The sequence below is a fragment of the Chitinophaga pendula genome (assembly GCF_020386615.1).
Taxonomy (GTDB): Bacteria; Bacteroidota; Bacteroidia; order Chitinophagales; family Chitinophagaceae; genus Chitinophaga; species Chitinophaga pendula.
On the sequence record NZ_CP077769.1, the window covers coordinates 6,265,126 to 6,287,709 of the forward strand.

22 protein-coding genes and 1 tRNA gene are annotated in these 22,584 nt (G+C 47.8%); 10 read left to right on the top strand and 13 right to left on the bottom strand.

Going from position 1 to position 22,584, the window contains the following annotated elements; translation table 11 throughout:
* Positions 1–140: 140 nt before the first annotated feature.
* Complete coding sequence (locus KTO58_RS23410; protein ID WP_095837074.1) at positions 141–578, top strand: hypothetical protein; 438 nt, start codon at positions 141–143, stop codon at positions 576–578.
* A gap of 57 nt (positions 579–635) precedes the next feature.
* On the opposite strand, the gene KTO58_RS23415 is transcribed toward KTO58_RS23410, so the two are convergent.
* A complete protein-coding gene (locus tag KTO58_RS23415; protein WP_095837073.1) occupies positions 636–3,635 on the bottom strand; it encodes a serine hydrolase domain-containing protein in 3,000 nt (999 codons plus the stop codon).
* A 415-nt stretch (positions 3,636–4,050) separates the two neighbouring features.
* Here KTO58_RS23415 and KTO58_RS23420 point away from each other — a divergent pair, with 415 nt between their 5' ends.
* Both KTO58_RS23420 and obgE read left to right on the top strand, forming a co-directional pair.
* On the top strand, positions 4,051–4,641 hold the full coding sequence (locus KTO58_RS23420; RefSeq protein WP_095837072.1) for an adenylate kinase: 591 nt from the start codon (positions 4,051–4,053) through the stop codon (positions 4,639–4,641).
* Between the two features lie 178 nt (positions 4,642–4,819).
* A complete protein-coding gene (gene obgE, locus KTO58_RS23425) occupies positions 4,820–5,902 on the top strand; it encodes a GTPase ObgE (RefSeq protein WP_095837071.1) in 1,083 nt (360 codons plus the stop codon).
* 60 nt (positions 5,903–5,962) lie between these two features.
* Here obgE and KTO58_RS23430 read toward each other — a convergent pair whose 3' ends face one another.
* Positions 5,963–6,460, bottom strand: coding sequence for an aquaporin (locus tag KTO58_RS23430; protein WP_198315137.1), 498 nt, complete (start codon positions 6,458–6,460; stop codon positions 5,963–5,965).
* On the bottom strand, positions 6,364–6,666 hold the full coding sequence (locus KTO58_RS28960) for an aquaporin (protein WP_198315136.1): 303 nt from the start codon (positions 6,664–6,666) through the stop codon (positions 6,364–6,366). Before KTO58_RS28960 ends, KTO58_RS23430 begins: the two co-directional genes overlap by 97 nt.
* A 223-nt stretch (positions 6,667–6,889) precedes the next feature.
* Between KTO58_RS28960 and KTO58_RS23435 the strand changes: the two genes are divergently transcribed.
* The gene (locus tag KTO58_RS23435; protein ID WP_095837070.1) at positions 6,890–7,366 is read left to right on the top strand and encodes a DUF4920 domain-containing protein; all 477 of its coding nucleotides are present in this window, start codon (positions 6,890–6,892) and stop codon (positions 7,364–7,366) included.
* Between the two features lie 339 nt (positions 7,367–7,705).
* Complete coding sequence (locus KTO58_RS23440) at positions 7,706–9,202, top strand: Gfo/Idh/MocA family oxidoreductase (protein WP_095837069.1); 1,497 nt, start codon at positions 7,706–7,708, stop codon at positions 9,200–9,202.
* On the opposite strand, the gene KTO58_RS23445 is transcribed toward KTO58_RS23440, so the two are convergent.
* The 8 genes from KTO58_RS23445 to KTO58_RS23480 all read right to left on the bottom strand — a co-directional run bounded on the left by KTO58_RS23445 (position 9,184) and on the right by KTO58_RS23480 (position 12,418).
* Positions 9,184–9,576 (bottom strand): hypothetical protein, encoded by a 393-nt coding sequence (locus KTO58_RS23445; RefSeq protein WP_095837068.1) that lies wholly within the window; start codon positions 9,574–9,576, stop codon positions 9,184–9,186. The two genes, KTO58_RS23440 and KTO58_RS23445, sit on opposite strands and share 19 nt — an antisense overlap.
* Before the next feature lie 63 nt (positions 9,577–9,639).
* Complete coding sequence (locus KTO58_RS23450; RefSeq protein ID WP_225859888.1) at positions 9,640–9,990, bottom strand: hypothetical protein; 351 nt, start codon at positions 9,988–9,990, stop codon at positions 9,640–9,642.
* 22 nt (positions 9,991–10,012) lie between these two features.
* Positions 10,013–10,207 (bottom strand): YtxH domain-containing protein, encoded by a 195-nt coding sequence (locus KTO58_RS23455; protein ID WP_095837066.1) that lies wholly within the window; start codon positions 10,205–10,207, stop codon positions 10,013–10,015.
* A 411-nt stretch (positions 10,208–10,618) separates the two neighbouring features.
* Positions 10,619–10,822 carry a hypothetical protein gene (locus KTO58_RS23460; RefSeq protein ID WP_095837065.1) on the bottom strand — a complete coding sequence of 68 codons (204 nt, stop codon included), beginning with the start codon at positions 10,820–10,822 and terminating at the stop codon, positions 10,619–10,621.
* A gap of 373 nt (positions 10,823–11,195) precedes the next feature.
* Positions 11,196–11,268 (bottom strand) — tRNA-Thr (locus tag KTO58_RS23465).
* Between the two features lie 40 nt (positions 11,269–11,308).
* Positions 11,309–11,878: a GNAT family N-acetyltransferase gene (locus tag KTO58_RS23470; RefSeq protein WP_095837064.1), complete on the bottom strand. Its 570-nt coding sequence runs from the start codon at positions 11,876–11,878 to the stop codon at positions 11,309–11,311.
* A gap of 1 nt (position 11,879) precedes the next feature.
* The gene (locus tag KTO58_RS23475; RefSeq protein ID WP_095837063.1) at positions 11,880–12,248 is read right to left on the bottom strand and encodes a DUF7674 family protein; all 369 of its coding nucleotides are present in this window, start codon (positions 12,246–12,248) and stop codon (positions 11,880–11,882) included.
* A 17-nt stretch (positions 12,249–12,265) separates the two neighbouring features.
* Complete coding sequence (locus tag KTO58_RS23480; RefSeq protein WP_157752771.1) at positions 12,266–12,418, bottom strand: hypothetical protein; 153 nt, start codon at positions 12,416–12,418, stop codon at positions 12,266–12,268.
* Between the two features lie 225 nt (positions 12,419–12,643).
* On the opposite strand from KTO58_RS23480, the gene KTO58_RS23485 reads away from it, so the two are divergent.
* On the top strand, positions 12,644–13,408 hold the full coding sequence (locus KTO58_RS23485; RefSeq protein ID WP_095837061.1) for a DUF72 domain-containing protein: 765 nt from the start codon (positions 12,644–12,646) through the stop codon (positions 13,406–13,408).
* A 261-nt stretch (positions 13,409–13,669) separates the two neighbouring features.
* Here KTO58_RS23485 and KTO58_RS23490 read toward each other — a convergent pair whose 3' ends face one another.
* A complete protein-coding gene (locus tag KTO58_RS23490) occupies positions 13,670–13,975 on the bottom strand; it encodes a YbaB/EbfC family nucleoid-associated protein (RefSeq protein ID WP_095841425.1) in 306 nt (101 codons plus the stop codon).
* Positions 13,976–14,080: 105 nt separating this feature from the next.
* Between KTO58_RS23490 and KTO58_RS23495 the strand changes: the two genes are divergently transcribed.
* Both KTO58_RS23495 and KTO58_RS23500 read left to right on the top strand, forming a co-directional pair.
* Complete coding sequence (locus tag KTO58_RS23495; RefSeq protein ID WP_095837060.1) at positions 14,081–15,319, top strand: NAD(P)/FAD-dependent oxidoreductase; 1,239 nt, start codon at positions 14,081–14,083, stop codon at positions 15,317–15,319.
* Positions 15,320–15,332: 13 nt separating this feature from the next.
* A complete protein-coding gene (locus KTO58_RS23500; protein ID WP_095837059.1) occupies positions 15,333–16,430 on the top strand; it encodes a DUF2891 domain-containing protein in 1,098 nt (365 codons plus the stop codon).
* Positions 16,431–16,503: 73 nt separating this feature from the next.
* Here the strand turns inward: KTO58_RS23500 and KTO58_RS23505 are convergent, their stop codons facing one another.
* Positions 16,504–18,141, bottom strand: coding sequence for an amidohydrolase family protein (locus KTO58_RS23505; RefSeq protein WP_157752770.1), 1,638 nt, complete (start codon positions 18,139–18,141; stop codon positions 16,504–16,506).
* Between the two features lie 275 nt (positions 18,142–18,416).
* On the opposite strand from KTO58_RS23505, the gene KTO58_RS23510 reads away from it, so the two are divergent.
* Together KTO58_RS23510 and KTO58_RS23515 are read left to right on the top strand one after the other, a co-directional pair.
* The gene (locus tag KTO58_RS23510; protein WP_095837058.1) at positions 18,417–18,704 is read left to right on the top strand and encodes a YciI family protein; all 288 of its coding nucleotides are present in this window, start codon (positions 18,417–18,419) and stop codon (positions 18,702–18,704) included.
* Positions 18,705–19,333: 629 nt separating this feature from the next.
* Entirely contained in the window at positions 19,334–22,573 is a 3,240-nt protein-coding gene (locus KTO58_RS23515) for a SusC/RagA family TonB-linked outer membrane protein (RefSeq protein WP_198315135.1), read from the top strand.
* Positions 22,574–22,584 lie beyond the last annotated feature (11 nt).

A 22,584-nucleotide genomic window follows, 5' to 3' on the forward strand; every position in this document is an offset into this window, starting at 1 on the left:
AAAATTCTCACATTATTTTAACACTTCGGTAATATTCTGTTAACCGAGACGTATGATCTTTGCGGAGAAAATTGAAAGGCATCTTTGTATTAGCTAATACTGCCCCCTTAAAAGCTCAAACATTTTAAAACACAAATGTCATGAAACACCTGCTTTCTATACCCAAAGTATTGGGTATCGTATTAGCTTCCCTCTTTATAACTTCGGTAACAGCAACTGCTCAGCAACGTGCATATGCTTATAATACCAGCCGTATCAGCAACGAAAAACCTAACGATGGCGCCGCTCCCAGCATTCAACTGGTACAGCCAGCCAAAGACTCCTTGTTGTTCCGCCTGCGCGTAGACAATCCCAGCAACGAAAAACTGGTATTGTTTATCAAAGACCGTAACAACAATACCCTGCATAGAGAAGTATTGCCTGCAACACAACTCTATATTGCTCGCTACAACTTACAGTCCCTCGAAGATGGTGATTACACCTTCGAGATCCGTAACAATAAAAACAAAGTAGCAGAAAAAGCGATTGCGATCGGTACCAAAACACAGGTAAACCGCATTGTTACAAACATCGAATAGTTGCGAATACTTATAACCGAAAACAAGAAAAGAGAAGGGCCTCCCGCCTTTCTCTTTTTATTTGGCCATATGTTGCAACTCAACCTTGGCGGTCATCGCATCATACAGGGTCTGGAAGATATTCTCCCGCACCCGCATACTGCTCAACCGTAGGTTGGATCCTCCATTAGGGCATACCCTGTTACTAAGGAAAATGAATACCAGGTTATTCGTAGGATCCACCCATACACAAGTACCTGTAAAACCGGTATGTCCGAAGGTAGCAGCAGAAGCACTCCGGGCAGGATAAGGCTCCCGGCGGGAAGCATTATCACGATCGGGTTTGTCAAATCCCAGACCACGACGGCTATGTGCACTGCCATAGGTAGTAAAAAGACGTACGGTCTCCGGTTTGATAAAACGAATGCTGTTATAAGTGCCCCCGTTCAGCAGCATCTGCATGATCACCGCCAGGTCCTTTGCATCGGAAAAAAGGCCGGCATGCCCCGCCACCCCACCAAACATGGCGGCACCGGGATCATGCACATCCCCACGCAACAACTGCATCCGGAATGTTTGCTCAAACTCTGTCGGCACCAGTTGTGTCAGCGGAAATCGCTCCCGCGGACGAAATCCGGTCGTAGCCAATCCCAATGGTTCATAAAAAGTCTCCCGCACATAACGCTGCAGCTTCCGGGCACTCAACTGCTCCACTATTTTGCCAAGAAAGATAAAGTCCAGATCACTGTACACATATCCTTGCCTGGGCGACAACTTACTGTCCAGGATACGACGATACATTGTATCCGTATAACTGCGTGTCATATATAATTCCTCTGCGACCCGCAAAGAATGTATGGAATCCGCCTCCTGTCGATAGATCACAGTATCCGGAAATCCATTGGTATAGATCGTCTCCTTGTAAAACGGGATATAAGGTACCAACCCCGCCTGATGTAACAGGATATCCCGAATGCGCAGCCCTTCCTTATCCGTTCCCTTCACCCAGGGCAGATAATCCCCCAGTGTAGCATCCAGGTTTATTTTCCCCTCATCATACAACCGCATGATAGCAATAGTCGTCGCGCATACTTTGGTAACAGAAGCCAGGTCAAAGATAGATTGTGTGCTAACCGGCTCCCGGCGGGTATAATCATAATAGCCAAATGATTTGTTGTAAACCACCTTCCCGTCTTTCATAGCCAGGATCTCACATCCTGGCGCCGCTCCCTTGGCAATCATTTCATTTGCTAATACATCAATTCGTTGTAGTACACGCGAGTTCATCCCTACCTCTTCCGGTATCGCCTGCGGCAGGTTAACCGCCGTTGGCAGATCGTATGTAATACCGGTACCAAAAGGGAAGGTTTCGCATACTGTTACCGGCAGTTTTCCTTTAGGGGACAACTGTCCGAAAAGTAGTTTTACCGCCGCACGGTGCGTGATCTCATCGTCCTCATAGGCAGCCATGATGGTAGGCGCCTCACAGAAATATTGGATCGCATAAGGATTACCAAATACGACTGTGGCCGTAGGCATCTCCTGCTCCAGTTGCTGGATCAGCAGCTTCTCTGCTGCACTGATCCCAAAGCCATTGGCAGGCCGGCGATTGTAGTTATGTAAACCAATAATCACCGCCTGGTAGTCTCGTTTTAACCGGGCAGCAACGGCAGCCGCCTGCGAAGCTGACTGTCTGGAGGTGAATACAAAGATATCCGCGTCAGGACGCACGGCCTTTACTGCCTGGAGGAAAGTATTCTGTCCATCAGCACCCACTGCTATAACAGCCAACTTTTTATCCCGGTTGTTCACATTGAAAGGAATCAGCCGGTTATCATTCTTTAACAAGGTGATCGCCTTTTCCGCAATCTGCTTACGTAAAGTATCAGTTGCTGCGTTAATGTCATTAGTTATATTATCCGTGCTGATCTGCTGAGGACGATGTAGCCCCAGGTTATATTTAGCTTCCAGTACCCGCTTCACCCGCTCATTTACCTCCTCTTTAGAGATCAATCCTTTTTTGATCGCCTTGCGGATAGCAGCAACACTACCTGCTGCCGTAGAAGGTAATATCATGAGATCATTCCCCGCCAGCAAAGATTGCAGGGACTCCTGTCCGTTATTATAAAACTTGGAAATACCTTTCATTTCCAAAGCATCCGTAATGATCAATCCCTTGAATCCCAACTCCTGACGTAACAAATCGGTTACTGCTTTGGTAGAAATAGAAGTAGGCGTATTCGGTTTGTTATCTATCGCAGGTATATATAAATGAGCAACCATCACCGAGCCTACCCCTCCGGCAATTGCCGCCTTAAAAGGATACAGCTCCAGGGAATCCAGCTGGGGTCTTGTCTTATTAATAGAAGGCAGATCATAATGAGAGTCTGTATCGGTATCTCCATGACCCGGGAAGTGTTTGGCACTAGCCATCACTCCAGCATCCTGTAACCCACGTATCACCCCCACACCAAGGCGGGCTACCTGGTATTTATCCTGACCAAAGGAGCGGTCATTGATGACGGGGTTATTGGGGTTATTGTTGATATCCATATCAGGTGCAAAATCTATATGGATCCCCAAACGCCTGCACTGGTCTCCCATGAGCTTTCCATACTGATAGGCCAGCAGGGAGTCTTGCGTAGCCCCCAGCATCAGGTTCCGGGGTAGGCTGATCACACTATCCAAGCGCATTCCCAACCCCCACTCTCCATCTATCGCCACAAGCAGCGGCACCTCCGATATAGATTGGTACTGATTGGTCAGCAAAGCCTGTCGCACCGGCCCTCCCTGAAAAAAGATCACCCCGCCCACCTTATTCTCCCGGATGTCTTTCATCACCGCATTGATATGTCCCTGCCCCAGGTTGGAATGCGCCCGGATCATGATCAATTGTGCGATCCTTTCGTCAGACGACAACTTATCAAACACACTATCTGCCCAACGGGCAGCAGGTGTGTGTTCCATTTCCTGCTTCGTTCCTTTCTTCCTGCCCTTGTCGACAGGCACTTCCTTCCAGGCAGGGCTGCTGGCCATTAACAGACCAGTAATTCCTAAAACCAGTAGTTGTTTCATCATTGTATAAACTTACAAAAGTTTTCGGGCAGTCATTGATACTACCAAAATATATTGATAATGATACTCAATCTATTATCAACATTCTGGCCACATATAAGAGGACTGTCATGCCTATTCATGAAAAATATCTTATCTTATCGTAACTGCAGTCTGAATACATGCAAAAAATGGGATAATTGTAACGCCCGGCAACAAATTATCAATAAAAAGTATATAATAAATCCTGTTAGAAAACTTGTTCAGTATTCCCAAAAATGTATTCAAGAAAATTCATAGATTTGATCTTTATTTTGAAATATCTTTACTATTTTGATTAATAATTTCACATTATTTAATCAATTCTAATTTTAATAACCCATACATTCAATTGTTTGTTATATTTGCAAACTTGCGAGTAAAGTAAGATTTAGAAAACATGATCAATCTGATTTTATTTGGCCCTCCCGGTAGTGGCAAGGGTACACAAAGTGCTAACATCATTGATAAGTACGGACTGATCCACCTGTCCACAGGGGATTTGTTGCGTTCTGAAATAGGCGATAAGACCCCTCTCGGCCTCGAAGCAAAAAAATTCATGGACCAGGGTCATCTTGTGCCGGATGAAGTAGTGATAGGGATGATCAGTTCTAAACTGGATGCAAACCCTACTGCCCGTGGCTTTATATTTGATGGATTTCCCCGTACTACTGCCCAGGCAGAAGCACTAGATAAACTGTTGGCGTTGAAGAAAACAGCCATCACCATTGTACTTTCCCTGGAAGTACCGGAGGATGAACTAATCCGCCGCCTGCTCAACAGAGGTGTTACTTCCGGCCGTAGTGACGATGCCAGTGAAGACGTTGTAAAAGCACGCATCGTGGAATATCATAACAAAACTGCTCCCGTAGCCGACCATTACGCTAAATTCGGCAAGTTCAAAAAGGTAAAAGGAGATGGTTCCATCGAAAGTACCTTTGAACTTCTAAGCAGAGAAGTAGATGAATTAGTAGTAGAAGAAAAGGTGTAATCCTTCCCTCTACCCTACTATACACCGCATTACTAATACGCAAAGATGGTGAAAGCGGCGACCGGCAGCCTCATAACTGCACGAATTCGCCCAAACTTCACGATCTTTGCGTTTTTATTTGCAGCGATCCCCACATCATCACTGCTCATAGTTCATTCATTCAAACTAAATATCAGTAGTGGAAAAAGGCAATTTTGTAGACTATATACGTGTGTTCTGTAAGTCAGGTAAGGGCGGCGCCGGCAGTAAGCACTTTATGCGCACCAAATTCAACCCTCAGGCAGGTCCCGATGGTGGCGATGGTGGCCGTGGCGGTCATATCATCCTGAAAGGGAGCGCACATCTGTGGACCTTATTGCACCTCCGCTGGCATAAAAATGTCATCGCCGAAGATGGCGAAAACGGTAGCGGCGACAACTGCACCGGCCGCTTTGGTAAAGACATTATTATTGAAGTCCCCCTCGGTACCCAGGCCCGCGATGAAGAAACCGGCGAAATAGAGGCCGAAGTACTCCACGACGGACAGGAAATCATCTGGATACCTGGTGGCCAGGGTGGCCGCGGTAATGCTTATTTCAAAAGCCCTACCAACCAGACCCCCGAATATGCACAACCAGGCATACCAGGTATTGAAGGCTGGAAACTACTGGAACTCAAAGTATTAGCAGATGTAGGACTGGTAGGTTTCCCCAATGCAGGAAAGTCTACGCTCCTTTCTACTATCACAGCCGCTAAGCCCAAAGTAGCAGACTATGCCTTCACCACCCTTACCCCCCAACTGGGTATGGTAGAATATCGCAACGGTCGGTCTTTCTGCATCGCCGACCTTCCTGGTATCATCGAAGGCGCGCATGAAGGTAAAGGCCTCGGACACCGCTTCCTGCGCCATATCGAACGCAACTCCGTACTCCTGTTCCTTATACCAGCCGACAGCAAAGACCATCGCGCAGAATTCAATATCCTGGTTAACGAACTGGAACAATATAATCCGGAACTGCTCGACAAACAATTCCTACTCGCTATCAGCAAAAGCGATATGCTCGATGATGAACTCAAAGCTGCCATCTCTGCCGAACTGCCCGAAGATGTACCGCATATCTTCATCTCCGCAGTCACCCAGCAAGGACTCAGCCAGCTGAAAGACATCCTGTGGGATGCTTTGAACAACCCGGTAACTCCCCTGTCAAAAGATTGGGAGAAAGAGGAGGAGGAAGAAGAATATGACGATGAAGAGGGCCTTGACGACGAAGAACAAGCATAACATTGCTTATCAATACAAAACGGGCGATCAACTAGCAGTTGGTCGCCCGTTTTACAGCCCTTAATATTTGCTATTTTCCCTATCGATCAGTTTCCATATTCCCCCTCCTATCAAACCTCCCGCAATCGGCCCTGCAATAAACACCCATAAGCTCGACAAGGCAGCACCGCCTGTAAAGAGTGCCGGCCCAATACTCCTCGCCGGATTCACAGAAACACCAGTCACCGGTATCCCGACAATATGAATGAGTGTTAAGCTCAACCCAATGGCCAACCCTGCGACCAACCCGTTCCCACTGTTCTTACTGGTCGCACCGTGTACCACCAGCAAAAAAATAGCTGTAAATACCACCTCCATGATCAAGCCGCTTGCCAGGGTATATTTATCAGGCGACCCGCCATCGACACCATTTTGTCCCAGGCCAGCAGCAGCAATACTATAATCCGCCTTACCCTGTGCAATCAGAAATAATATACCGGCACCGGCAATCGCCCCCAATACCTGCGCAATGATATACCCAATGGCATCCCCGGCAGATATCTTCCCCGTAGATAACATAGAAATAGTAATAGCCGGGTAATATGGCATCCCGAAATATGGCCGATCGCATAGGCCATACTCACTACCGATAACCCGAAGGCAAAGGCAATGCCCAGAAAGCCAACATGCTGCCCGGCCAATACGGCGCTCCCGCAGCCCATCAATACCAGTACAAACGTACCCAGGAATTCTGCAATACATTTTTGCATTAAGGAAAATTTCATAATGTTCTCTGTTTTGTGGTGATAGCTGAAAAATTCTTACAATTTTGCCCGCAGAACGCAGGCAGTATCTCTATGCGGATGGGAATACTTGTTACATATACAACGCTGTCAACCAAATTGTTCTGGTCGCTATATCCGGATGTCGGCTTCATTTATTTCTTTTTCCCGATCTGTGACCACAGCTTGCGTGAATTGCCTTATTTTTATCGCCAAAAACAACTCCATGAAAATATTACTATGCCTGGCCGCCAGCCTCCTGATCGCTGGCTCCTCAATGGCCCAGAAAGCTGCTATCCCCTCCGCTAAACCCGGCGTCTCCTACGGCGCCCCCGTTAGTAATAATACGACCCTGACCATAGACCAGTTACAGGAAAAATTAAAGTCCGATACCATCTATACCGGTAAAGTAGCGGGTGAAGTAGTAGAAGTATGTAAGAAAAAAGGCTGCTTTATGCGTCTGAAACGCTCTAATGGAGAAGCTATCCTTGTACGCTTCAAGGATTATGGTTTCTTCATGCCACAGGATATCGTAGGCAAAACCGTAGAAGTAGAAGGCGTTGCTAAAGTAAAAGAGACTTCCGTAGAACGCCTTAAACACTGGGCAGAAGATGCAGGCAAAAGCAAAGAAGAAATAGAAAAGATCAACGCCCCACGCACCGATATCGACATCGTTGCCAATGGCGTTCTGGTGGTAAGATAACACCACTTACCATCCAATTATAAAGAACGCCGGCAGTATGCTACCGGCGTTCTTATTTTCTGCCCTTTTTCCACACCCAACAAGCAAAAGATTACTTTTATAACCAGAGATTAGCCCTTAATTTGCCCCTCCTTTTTACACGTATTTCAACACCAAAAATTGTTAATCATAACCCGATAAAATAATGATCGCATCATATCCAGTCTTATAAAAATAATTGTTTGTTATCATGCCTGCAGCGGGTATTAAATAACCTTTAATTCTATTACCACGGTTGTTTCCCTATGCAGATAAGTAGTACTTTTTAGCAGTTTATAACCTTGTCACAACCTCACGTCCATGGAGACCATTAACATTATGATCATTGGTGTTGGCCCGCACACCCGCCGGATTTATGTTCCTTCTATCAAAGCTTTACAACAAAAATACCCGGTACAGATAAAGCTCGCCATCGATCTTAAAAAAGAAGCACCAACCGTAAATGATTATTTTTCGCAACACATGCCGGAAACGGAACTGCTGTTCGTAGATCCGTTCAAAGAACAGCTTCCGACCGCACTTGCCAGCCAGCTGCAACAATACGTGACCGATCACCAGATCAATGGCGTCATTATTGCGACAGAACCTACCGTACATAAACCATATGCCTCCTGGGCGTTACAAACAGGACTACATATCCTGATGGATAAACCGGTCACTTCCCGCGATCATGTAGTTACTGACCCCGCTGCCGCCGATGGGATACTGGACGACTATCTCCAGCTGATGCAGGAATATCATTCTTTACAACGTCAAAAAAGCACGGCATTCATCGTAAATGTGCAGCGTAGATATCACCCCGGATTTCAGCAGGTACTCACCCTACTCGAGGAGATCACTACACAGACAAACTGCCCCATCACCTCCATTCAATCTTATCATTGCGATGGCCAGTGGCGCCTGCCTTCAGAGATCGTCACACAACATTACCATCCATATAATAGCGGGTACGGTAAAGTCTCTCATAGCGGCTATCATATCTTCGATATCATTCATCAATTCTATGCCGTGTCAGAGCAAACCGGCAAATTTGCCGATGAAATGCAGGTAATCAGCTCCTTCGTACAACCCAACGGATTCCTTACCCAACTGGAAGAGTCAGACTATCTCCGTTACTTCGGTGAAGCATATGATAAAGTGAAATTGTTCAACGACGATCAGTTGCAAAACATCTTCCAAAACTTTGGTGAAATGGATGCCGCCGTTATCATTCGCATGTTAAAAGCAAAAGAAAATATCGCCAACATTACCATCAACCTGCAACATAATGGCTTTGCTAGGAGAAACTGGCTGCTACCTGGGAAAGACCTCTATAAAGGCAACGGCCGCGTGAAGCATGAATACCACAATATACAGCAAGGGCCTTTTCAGAACATACAGATACATTCCTACCAGGCCAAAGATAAACATGAGAAAAGTACAGAAGAAGACTTTATGCTGGGAGGGAATAATCACTTCGACATACATGTATTCCGTAATATAGGCGTCACCGGTGGTAAACAACCGCTCGAAGTAATCACCATGCAGGATATAGCGGAGAGAAATGAATTACAACAGGCAGCTTTAGTGGTAGAACAGGCGAAAAGAACAGTTACAGAAGAATTCCTGCAATGCATTGCAGGTTTACGCCAACCTTACCACGTAAAGTCGTCTATCGAATCGCACCTGATGCCTGTTAAAATGATGAGCGCTGCATATGCGTCCCATATACAAGGCAAACAAGGCAACCCGGTTATCACACATAGTTATGAATGCGGACATTCGCAAATAGTAGAAGATTATTCTATCGCAGGATAATGATAACGGACCGGCTGCGGAGACAATGCCCGTTTTCGCAGCCTTCCTTTTTTCAGGGTGTTGATAAGTAACTTGATCCCCGCAAATTGCAGGATATAGGTAATTACTTTTTTGAACACCTTCTGTAAAAAATATTTCAGCCAGCCGGTACGCCAGCCCAAACGGATCAGCCAACGCAATATTTTCCAACCACGGCTTAGGTTATAATACTGCTCCAGTACAGGCGCTACAGCACTTCGCGCCAACGCTTTGTAATCCTTTTTATAAAATGCCAATAATCGCCGCAATTCATATTCCAGGTAGTCCCGTTCAGCATCTAGCCTGCTTACTTCCGCAGCAAGCGCTTTCATATTATTGATCTTACCAGGATACATATCTCCGTATTTAATAGGATAAAAAATAGACTACATAAAAACTATATTATGCGGATACAGTATTTATTTTTTAAACACACGTTTAATCATAAAGTGCAACATAGGCCGCTGCAACAGACGCTTGCGAAAAATGATCAAGATAACAAGCAGTAGCACAAATAGACCTGCAGAACAAGCAAAGCCCAATGCAAAACTACCTGTATACACTTCTATCCAAAAACCCAGCGCCATACCCATAAATAAAACCGCTACAAAAAACAGCAGGATAGCCAGCAACAACGCTGAAAATATTCCAGTCGCCTTTGCCAGCTGTCCTGCCGCTTGTAGCTGGAACAGGTGTAGCCGGGTGTCCACATATCGCTTCGCAATATTTCCTGTCTGTGACAGGATTTCTTCTATAGCACTTTTCTTCATGTTATAACACCGAAATACTTAACTAAGAAAGGTTTTGGTCGATCGCTTCTTCTACTTGCTGCTTGCCTTCTTTTATCTTATTCTTCAGCCTGTCTGCATGATATTTTACCTTGTTGATCAGTTCATCTTTCTTATCCGTATGCAGGAAATAACATACTGCTGCACCTACAGCAGCACCGGCAATAAATGTGAAAAATGAATTTGAATTGTTCTCCATGATAAATGGTTTTTTATGTGTGAATCAATAATACTAACAAACAGCATAGCCTTTAGGTTTGGCTTTTGTAGGCACACGTCGTCTACACAAGTGGTCATATATGGACAATAGCGAAATATGGCTGGATTTTAATTCTAATGGGTTATACAGTATAGATACTTTTGCTCACTGCGGTCAACATCTCTGATTAATTGTCCAACCAACACTACCTTTTTTTACCACTACAAACGTGCTCATGATAAACAAACCCAAATTATATGCCAAAGCTGTCATACAAAACACACATCAGAATGTAAACATTCAATTTAAACGTTATAAAATAAAAATATGCATATCTAAATCCCCATATCTCCCAAACAGCGATGTCTGCCTTAATAGGCAGACATCGCTTAATACAAAAATCAGCTGGCGTTATCCGCGCTTGTCAACACAATATCCATAATCAGCAAACTGTACCCATGCACATCTACAGGTACCTTCACAGGTCGCTCCGGCAAAACCGCCACACATGGGGCCGGCACAGGATGCAGCAGCAGCAGTCACACCACCGCCTGTTAATTGTTGCAAGGTATTTCTGCCAAGCGGCGTACCAAAAGAATTCAGGTTCTTTTTCATAAAGATTATTTAATTGAGGGTTTAAATGCTTACGTAAAAGATCATGGCACACATCTCCATTCTCCCGCGATCATAGGCCGGCATTGACAAGGCTGCGGACAAATATTCAGACAGTCCTGCTTTACAAGGTACGGTACTCGGCCAAAACAAACTTCAGGCAACTCACGGCCACCGCCCTTGACATGTTTCATCGCCGCACGATCCAATAATAAAAAGTTGGAAAATGATCGCTTCATGGAATTTTATTTTACAGGTGATAAGAATATACGGTCATTGGTAATATTAGGACATCTCACTGCTATCCCCTGACAGATATCATATGAAACAAACAAGCCCTTACCACGGCATACCGTAGTAAGGGCTTGATATAAAGAGCCAACCATGGGGCTCGAACCCACGACCTACAATTTACGAAACTGTTGCTCTACCAGCTGAGCTAGGTTGGCGGAACGTATAGTAAAAATACATATCCGCTCCGATTCTTCCTTAGCTTTTTTCCGGATTATATAACATCGCCGTACATAAACAATGTTTATGGTTTTTGGCGGTCAGGATAGGATAGTTCACACAGCTTTTACAGCCATCCCAGAACCGTGGGTCCTGTGTAATATCTGCATATACCACCGGTTCAAATCCCATACGCGTATTGATCTTCATAACAGCGGCGCCGGTAGTGATACCAAATATCATTGCCTGCGGATAAAGCTGACGGCAAAGGTCAAACAACTGTTGCTTGATAGCGGCAGCAATACCCAGCTTACGGTACTCCCCCGCCACGATCAAACCACTGTTGGATACATATCGGCCATTATCATAACTCTCCAGGTAAGCAAACCCGGCCCAGTAGCCATCCGGTGTAAAAGCGATCACCGCCTTACCTGCCCGCATCTTGGCTGCGATAGCTTCCGGCGAACGTTTGGAGATACCAGTACCCCTGGCTTTGGCTGATGCCTCCATCTCCTGTGTAATGAACCATGCAAAATCTGCATCGGCTGCGGTAGCAGTCCGGATAATGATGTCCTGTGCAGTCAGCGTACTGACTTCCTCGGTTTCCATGTTATTTGTTTGAAGTGTTGATTCCCAAATGTTGTTGCATATATAATGGATAAAAACTGGCGGGTATAAGCGAATACAATTGTATACGGGTAACCTTGTCTACCAATGGCACCCGGGACAATGAAGACACAACGATCTCTGCCACTGCCCTCCGTACTACCGGGTTTCCCCGCTCATATAACCGGCCCGCCACCTGCAGACATCTCGCCAGTGTAGAGAAATTATGCTCTTGTAACTGACGTAACATATAGTCCTTAAAGCAGGTAACCGTTTCGTAAATGTGAAACACGGCTGGAAACTGATGTAATGGCCGCCTTAACTCAGGCAACGCATCTTCTATACAAGCGGGTACTTCATATTGATTGATCATATATACCTCCTCTTCGTTTAATGTTGCTGTAAATATTTCGCCAGCAACTGTGCTACAATGGACAATGCTACCGTCGCCGCCAGTATATAATACATTGTGTATCGCCGCTGGGGGCATTGCCGCTCCCGGTGAAAACTGCGCCGGGGTATTTTGCTGAGCTTCGGTTGCATGTCGATCAGGTTTGATACACTATGCCAAATTATATTCCAGCTCCCATCATACCCAGGTTCCTTACCAGCAAACAAGCTATAGACAAAGATTTCAGCCCTCACACAGATAACATCCCCCTTCTGCACTCGCCACAAACCCTTCCGTTTCTGAAGGATATTTACATTATCTGTAAAGTCCTGCTCATATGGTACATATCTTGTACCCCTTTCTGTTAAAGCACTGTTATGAAAAGTTGGCGCACAAAAGTGCATATCAGCACCTCAGGATGGAGCTATAAGGATTGGAAAGGACTTTATTATCCGGATGATGTCAAACCCATCGATTACCTTTCCTTCTATGCAAAAGAATTTGACTGTACAGAGATCAATACCAGCTTCTATCACCTGCCTAAAAAACAGACTGTGATCAATTGGGCTGAAAAAGTACCCGCCCATTTCCGGTTCTGTCCTAAATTAAGCCGGTACATTACACACTACAAAAAGTTACGGGATAGCGAATCGTCCCTACGCATCTTCTTTGACGTATTCGACCTGATACAACCCAAGCTGGGTCCTGTGCTGATACAACTACCTGCACAGGTACATTTCCAGGAAGATATCGCAGCAGCATTCTACCAGGTCCTACACGAACAATACGGCTCTTACCGGTTTGCCATAGAGGTACGCGACAAAAGCTGGTTTGCTGGCAATAGCCTGGCACTGATGGAAAAATACAACGTAGGATTGGTTATCGCCCACTCCGGAAAACGATTCCCCTACAAAGAAGCCGTAACCGCCAAACATATCTATCTACGCTTTCACGGTCCTGGAAAATTATACGCATCCAGCTATACCAAACAAAGTTTGCGGGCCTATGCGAAAAAATGCTGCCATTGGCTGCAGCATGGTCATGAAATTTGGATATTCTTTAATAATGACTTTTATGGATATGCAATTGAAAATGCACGTACGTTAAATACCATGATAGCGGAAGAAATGGGCAAACAATGAAAAAGGCCCCGCGACAGCACGGGACCTCTTAACACTAACACTTTAACCTATTATTCTGAAAACTAAAACCAAAATGTGTTTCACTCCATCATCGCCATAACGCTTGCGCATGTAGCATGATGAAGCAAATATAGAGCTCCTGCTCACAGACCAGCTACCGCTGCTCCACATTAGAATAACTTTAACAGAAATAAATAAAGTACTGTTAATTCGTACGATACATGACAATTATCATTGGCTGTTCCGGATGGTTAACGCTACTTACAGCCCCAAACCGCCAAACATACCCCCCGCTACTCCCTTCATTTCCGCCTCATAGGCCTCCTCAGCATTCTTTAATGCCCTGTTCAACGCTGTGATCAACAGATCCTCCAACTCCTCTTTCTGCTCTTCTGCCAACAACCGGGGGGATACTTCTATACTCTTTACTTCTCGATTACCTGTCACCAATACCTTTATGGCACCATCACCGGCTTCTCCCTCTACAGTGATCTGCGCCAGACGCGCCTTACTTTCTGACATTTTTTGCTGCGCTTCCTGCAGCTTGCCGAACAAATCTCCTAACATAATATGTATTTTTCTGGCCGTAAAGATCAGAAAAAATCCCGGCTCCCCATCCGGCATACACCTGCACCGTATTTTGTCTTATCTTAACAGCCCAATTTTCATGGAATGATCGAAACAAAAGTATGTATCATAGGTGCCGGCCCCGGCGGCGCATGTGCAGCGCTTCAACTAGCCCAGCTGGGTATCCGCTCCGTAGTAGTAGATAAAGCTGTTTTCCCGAGAGACAAAGTCTGCGGCGACGGCCTCAGTGGCAAAGTAATCACCATACTCGAACGCATAGATAAAGATATGGCCAGGCGCCTCCAGGAAGCAACCTTCAAAATGAATAGCTTCGGCGTCACCTTCATATCCCCCAACCGCGTAGGAATGGATATCCCCTACGCTATGGACTACCAAAACCATCGGGACGATCCCAGAGGATTCGTCTGTAAAAGAATAGACTTCGACAACTTCCTGGTAGATGAAATGAAACGCCGCCCAGAAATACAACTGTTCGAAGGCATCACGATCGACAAACACGAACGGCAACCTGATGGCTATCTCATCTCCGACACCTCCGGCCAGTTCACCGTCAAAGCCGATGTACTCATCGTCGCCAATGGCGCACATTCTTCCTTTACCAAAGACGTCGCCAACATCCGCATGGAACCGGAACACTATATGGCAGGCGTACGGGCATATTATAAAGGAGTAAAAGACCTCCATCAGGATAGCTTTATCGAACTGCACTTCCTAAAAGGATTACTGCCAGGCTACTTCTGGATATTCCCCCTGCCTAATGGAGAAGCCAACGTAGGAGTTGGTATCGTCAGTGATGTCGCCCGTAAGAAGAAAATGAACTTGAAAAAGATACTGGTAGAGCTGCTGCAAAACGATCCCGTCTTTAAAGAGCGCTTTAAAGACGCGACCCTCACAGGCTCTATCGATGGCTACGGCCTGCCATTAGGCAGCAAAAGAAGAAAACTCTCCGGCGAACGTTATATGCTCGTCGGCGACGCCGCCTACCTGATCGACCCCTTCACCGGCGAAGGGATCGGCAATGCCCTTTATTCCGGTCGTATTGCCGCTCAGCAGGCGGCCGCCGCCATCGAAGCCCACGACTTCAGCGAACAGGCACTCACCGCCTACGACGAAGCCGTTTACCGCATCCTCGGCCCGGAACAACAAGTCAGCACCAAATTGCAAAAATTGGTACGCTACCCCTGGCTGTTCAATATGCTCATGAATATGGGTACCCGCAACAAGCAACTTAAAGAGCTCATGTCCTGCATGTTCCATGAGGTCGACCTGCGCAAAAAACTGGGACAACCCTCCTTCTACCTGAAATTGCTTTTCAACCGATAATATCAACATCATCGTGAAAAAATTGCTGTTCCTCGCCTTTTTAGTCACCTCAGCTTCATATGCTCAGGATAAAAAGGAAACGTATACCCATACCGCCGAAGGCCGGCTCGCCCTTACCACCGCTGGCGCCAGCCACCTGGCCAGGCTCCCCCTGCATTGTATGCAACAACAATATCCCTACAAAACAGGGGTGGTATTCGCCGACAGCCAGCTCATCGCACCGCCACAGACCTATCACCCGGCCTTTTATGGTTGCTTCGACTGGCATAGCAGTGTACATGGCCACTGGATGCTCGTAAAATTGCTCAAATCATTTCCGGATCTCCCGGAGGCAGCCCAGATCCGCACCAAGCTGCTGGAAAATCTCTCCGCCGATAATATCCGTAAAGAACAACGCATCTTCCAGCAAAAAGAGAATAAAGGCTTCGAACGCATCTACGGCTGGAGCTGGCTGCTACAACTGCAAACAGAACTCCTCACCTGGAACGATCCCGTAGCCCGACAACTACAGGCTAATATCGCTCCGCTGGCCACCCAGTTCTCCCGGGCATATATCGACTTCCTGGGTAAGATCATGTATCCCATCCGCGTAGGCGAACATACTAACCTCGCCTTCGGCCTCAGTCTCGCCTGGGATTATGCCGTTACCAGCAAGGATGCCGCTTTACAGACCGCCATCCGTCAGGCCGCCCTCCGCTTCTACGCCAAGGATAAAGATTGCCCCATCACCTGGGAACCTGGTGGCTACGACTTCCTCTCCCCCTGCCTTGAAGAGGCAGACCTCATGTGGAGAGTACTGCCCGCCGCAGAATATCAAACCTGGGTACAGCAATTCTTGCCCGGCCTGTTTAAAGAACAGATCGACATCCTCTCCATCGCACAGGTAAAAGACCGTACCGATGGTAAACTGGTACACCTTGATGGCCTTAACCTCAGCAGGGCTTGGTGCCTCTACGGTATCGCCCATCATGCCGGCAACAATCAGGCGGCCATCCTCCGCCTCGCCAATCAGCACCTGGAAGCAGCCATCCCACATGTCGCCAGCGGCGACTATGCAGGCGAACACTGGCTCGCCTCCTTCGCCGTATACGCACTCACCTGGGCCCGGTAATCCGGGTAAAATATAAAGCGGGAGGGGTAGCATGCCAGCATGCTACCCCTCCCGCTTTTACATAGATGACCCTTTAATAATTGATGGTCTCAGAATCAAATATCACCACCTTCTCCCACAGATGCTGGCACTCCTTGATAAATTGCTTGTGGATCGGATGCTCCTGGTAGATATCATGATCCGCCTTGTTATTAAACACCGTCAGCTCGCAATAACTGTAGCTCCGGTCAATTACCGGGCGATTCGTCGAAGCGGGTTTACCCAGATTGAAAATGGCGATCTCCGGGATCTTACTCAACGAGGTCACCCCGTCTTCGAATTTTTTGATGTCAGCCGCAGATAAGCCGGGCTTCAAATAGAAATTCACGACATGCACGAATTTCTTGTCCGTAGGTGCAAAACCTTTACTTTGAGAAGGACCGGGCTCTCCAGCACCGGCGCCTTTGTATACGACTCCGTCTTTCATAACAAAACTTACTTTTCCCATGTTCTGAATGTTGTCCAGCGGATTACCTTCCACCGCGACTATATCGGCGAGCTTACCAGGCTCTATGCTACCGAGTTTATCTTTCATCCCCAACAGGTCCGCCGCATAGATAGTGGCTGCACGGATAGCCTCCATAGCCGGCATACCGCCCTCCACCATATAGGTGAACTCCAGCCAGTTACGGCCATGCATATATACCCCGGCATCCGTACCGAAGGCGATCTTTACCCCCGCCTTGTATGCCTTGGCAAAGGTACCTTGTATCTTAGGACCGATCGCTTCCGCTTTCGGACGTACGATCTCCGGATAATAGGAAGGGATCTTCGCAGAATCAGCAACCGATCTACCTGCCGTTAAGGTCGGCACATACCAGGTACCTCTCTTCTTAGCCAGCGCAATGCCCTCATCATCCATATAAGAGCCATGCTCTATAGAGTTCACACCTGCCTTGATTGCCCTTTTAATCCCTTCTGCACCGTGCGCATGCGCCGCTACCCGCATATTGTAATCTTTGGCAGTGCTGATGATCGCCTCCAGCTCCTCATCGGTGAACTGTGGACTGCTGCCGTCCTTCGCTACACTCAATACCCCGCCCGTAGCAGTGATCTTGATCAGGTCCGATCCATTCTTATACGCCTGCCGTACCGCCTTACGACACTCATCCGGCCCATTCGCTACCCCCGCTTCCGGCCCCGGATCTCCCATCAGGTCCCGGCGATAACCGTTCGTAGGATCCGCATGACCTCCCGTCGTAGCAATCGCCTTACCTGCCGTAAATACCCGCGGCCCCTTCATCATCCCCTTGTTAATAGCATTCCGTAAAGAAATATTCACACCACTGCCTCCCAGATCCCGCACCGTCGTAAAACCCGCCATCAACGTACGCTCCGCAAATACAGCTCCCTGAAAAGCATAATCCGCAGGATTCAATGTAAACTTCTCCGCATACGCCTGCTTATTTGTCTCACTCTCCAGGTGCACATGCATATCCATCCAGCCGGGCGTCACCGTCTGCTGCTGCAGGTTGATCACCTTATCACCAGGCTGCGCAGCCGTATATCCGGACTGTACCGCCGTTATCGTATTACCGGTAACGATCACCGACATATTTTTGCGGGGAACCTTGGATACCGCATCTATAAGCGTTCCACAATGGAGGATAGTTCGCTGCGCACTGACACTCAGCGTCGCCAGCAGGCACAAACCTGTTAATCGAAAATACATAGGGCTAATATTTGCAAAAAGATACAAAAGAATGCGATATCTCCCCCTCTCTACCTTTTCGTATACGCATATTATTTACCTCCGCGCACTTATAGATACCACTCTGCAACCAGTACCGCATAACTTCATCAAATACTAAGATTCTTTTATACCTTTGTCAGAAGATATATCACTCAATATGAACGGATGCGATCGCCCGTCAAGGATCGCAGTAAATCGTAGACAAGGGATAGGTTAATAGTCACAGCGCTAAAATTTCAACGTAAAGCCAGCACATGTACCTGATACTCTTACAATACATACGCCCGATAGCCGCCATTGAGCACTATATGGATGCCCACAAGGCATTCCTGGAAAAATACTATAAGAGCGGTCAGTTTATCCTCTCCGGTCGTAAAAAGCTCAAAACAGGCGGACTCATTCTTTGCAAAGCCTCCAGCCGACGCGAAGTAGAACAGATCATCGCTGATGATCCACTGGATAAATTCCAGCTGGCACTCTATGAGATCATCGAATTCGAACCTAACTCGTATATCAACGCACTCGAACCTTACATCTCGTAGGCGACGGCTTCATCCACTAACAACAAATGCCAACTATCCTGCAGACAGCCACTATTTCTGTCCTCTATCTCAATCCCCCCTTACCATTTCGTATTATCCCAAGAAAAGTTGCAACCGTATACTAAAAGTTGTATCTTAATCTGCCGCCATACCCCCGCAGGTATGAACGCATTTTAGTATCTTATGAAATTCCTCATCCACGACACTATATGACCCCCTGAGCAGGTCATATCAATTTGAAGAAGCATTCTGACGAATAAGGAGCTGTTGAACCATGATTTTCTATCGTTCCGTACCGGCATATTATGTCGTATGCCCGGATACTTGTACTGGTGTGTTATAAATTATCAACCTAAATCAGCACAATTATGCTTTTCCACGTAAGTCCGCTAACTGTCAATAAGGTATCTCGCCACCACTCCCTGTATACCAGCCAGTAAAGGCCGGTAATCAGCACTTTGGGGACACCCACAACTGTCAATACCCGCCATGAGCACCTGCTCATGACATGGTCTCGCCATTCGCATCATCAAGCAACACATGGGCAACAAATGCCCCTGTATCACCAACTACGTCTATACATAAACCATATACGCTCCATTCCAATCCTCACATGTAAAAAACAAGGTATGAACATGCACATTTTTTACCGCGCTAAAGCCGTCATCACCTGTTGCTGCACCTTGCTGCTACTCACCGCTCAGGTGTGGGCCCAGCAAAAAAAGATCACCGGTAAGGTCACCGATGAAAAAACAGGCACACCACTACCCGGCGTAACCGTGGTCGTAAAAGGTACCAACAAAGGTACCGCCACCGACCCCACAGGCAACTACGCCATCACCGCCGCCGCTTCCGACAACCTGGTATTCTCCTTCGTAGGATTCACCCCCAAAGAAGTACCCGTAGGCAATGCCGCCGCCCTCAACGTCACCCTCAGCGAAAACGTCGGTAACCTGAATGAAGTAGTCGTAACCGGCTACGGCAGCCAGGCTAAAAAAGATATCACCGGCGCCGTCGCCACCGTCGATGTCAAAAAACTTCTGTCCACCCCCGCCACCAATATCGGACAAGCACTACAAGGCAGGGTCGCCGGTGTAACCATCGGCACCGACGCCAGCCCAGGCGGCAGTGTCATGGTACGTATCCGGGGCTATGGTACCATCAACGACAACTCACCGCTATATATCATCGATGGCGTCCCCACCAAAGGAAACCTTAATACCCTCAACCTCGGCGATATCGAATCCACCCAGGTCCTCAAAGATGCTTCCGCCGCCTCCATCTATGGTTCCCGTGCAGGCAACGGCGTAGTCATCATCACCACCGTCAAAGGCAAACTGGGCAAACCCAAATTAAGCTATGATTTCTACTACGGCACCCAACGCCCGGCCAAATTCCTCGACCTGCTCAATACACAACAATATGCCAGCCTCCTCTGGGAATCCCGCATCAACGCCGGCAACGTCGCCGCCAACGGATATCCCAAACATGCACAGTTCGGCAATGGCGCACAACCCGTTATTCCCGACTATATCTTCCCCGATGGCGCCATGGAAGGAGATCCCCGCGTCAACCCGGCCAACTATTCCGCAGATATCGATGGCCCCGACTTCCGAAAAACCAAATGGCTCATCACCAAAGCCAACAAAGCAGGGACCAACTGGATGGACGAGATCTTCGACCCCGCCCCCATCCAAAACCACCAGATCAAAGTATCCGGCGCCGGCGAAAACGCCCGCTATGCTATGTCACTTAACTATTTCAATCAAAAAGGGATACTGATATATACCGGCTATAAACGCTACTCCGTTCGCGCCAATACCGAATTCAATGTCTCCAAACGCATCAGAGCAGGCGAAAATTTCCAGATAGCCTATGGCGAACGCATCGGACAGCCCGCCGGCAACCAGAACGAAGGAAATCCCATCTCCTTCGCCTATCGCATGCAACCCATCATACCCGTATACGATATCATGGGCAACTTCGCAGGCACCAAAGGGGGCGACCTCGATAACGCCAAAAATCCCGTCGCCGCCCTCTACCGCAACCGCGACAACCTGGCCAAAGAACTACGCCTCTTCGGCAACGCATACTTAGAAGCCGATATCCTCAAAAACCTCACCGCCAGAACCAGCATAGGCATCGACTACTTCTGGACCAACGCCCGCAACTACACCATCCGCGATATCGAATCCTCCGAATCTGTAGGCGCCAACAGCCTCTCCATCACCACCGGCTATGGCAACACCTGGACATGGTCCAACACCCTCAATTATAAACTGGAACTGGCCGACAAACACCGCATCGGCATCCTCCTGGGTACAGAAGCCATCAGCAGCATGTTCGACCCCCTCACCACCGGACGTACCCGCTTCTTCAACGACGATAAAGACAACCAATATATCGATGCCGGTAATGCCAGCACCTCCACCAACAGCGGCGTATGGACCGACTGGCGGCTGGCCTCCGAATTCGGAAAGATAAACTACGCCTACAACGACAGATACCTCATCGACTTCACCCTCCGTCGCGACCGCTCCTCCCGCTTCTCTAAAGAATACAATGTGGCCTACTTCCCGGCCGTCAGCGCAGGATGGCGTATCTCAGACGAAGCCTTCATGAAACCCATCACCGCCATCAACGATCTCAAACTACGCGTCGGATGGGGTAAAACCGGCAACCAGGAGATAGGTAACTATACCCCGTATAGCACCTACGGCACCAATCCCGCCACCTCCTTCTACGACCTCAATGGCTCCCGCACCTCCGCCCTCCAGGGATACGAACTGATGCAGTTCGGCAACGTCCGGGCCAAATGGGAAACCACCACCTCCACCAACATCGGCCTCGACGCCGCCCTCCTCAAAGGGAAACTCATCTTCAACCTCGATGTATATCATCGTCGCACCTCCGATATGCTGTTCCCCGTAGAAATACAATACACACAGGGTATCGCCACCAACCCTTTCCGTAATATCGCCGAAATGACCAACCGGGGTATAGAACTGGGCCTCAGCTATGCCGGCGAAGCCATGAAAGGCGACTTCACCTACGATGTCAACGTCAACTTCAGCCGCTATAAAAACGTAGTCGACAAAACCGATGGCAACGCAGATACCCGCTACTTCGGCTTCACCACCCGCCTGCCCGCAATGACCGTCACACAAGCCGGACAACCCATCTCCTCCTACTTCGGATACGTAATAGATGGTATCTTCCAGTCCGACGATGAAGCAGCCAAACATGCCGTGCAATTCGGCGGCGGCGCCAACAACAAAGCAGGCCAGTTCAAATTCCGTGATATCAATGGCGATGGTAAGATCAACGCCAGCGACCGCACCATCATCGGCAACCCCCACCCCGATTTCACCTACGGTATCAACATCGACCTGCATTATAAACAGTTCGGCCTCACCCTCTTCGGTCAGGGCGTGCAGGGCAATACCCTCTTCAACTACGTAAGATACTGGACCGACTTCCCCACCTTCGGTGGCAATCGCAGCGTACGTATGCTCGAAGACTCCTGGAGACCGGGTAAAACAGATGCCAAACTACCACAACTCCGCTCCAACGACGTGATCAGCAGCAACCCCTCCACCTACTACCTGGAGAACGGTTCCTACTTCCGGATGAAAAATGTCATGGTCTCCTACGAACTGCCGCAAAGCCTCCTGAAAAGGTTCGCTATCAGCCAGTTCAAAATATACGTACAGGCACAAAACCTCTTCACCGTCACCAAATATACCGGCCTCGATCCGGAGATCAACTTACGCAACTACGACCCTAACAACGACCGCCACATGGGCGTCGACGAAGGTGCCTACCCGGTTGCCAAAGTATTCCTCGTAGGTGCAAACATCAGTTTCTGATCTCCTAAAAC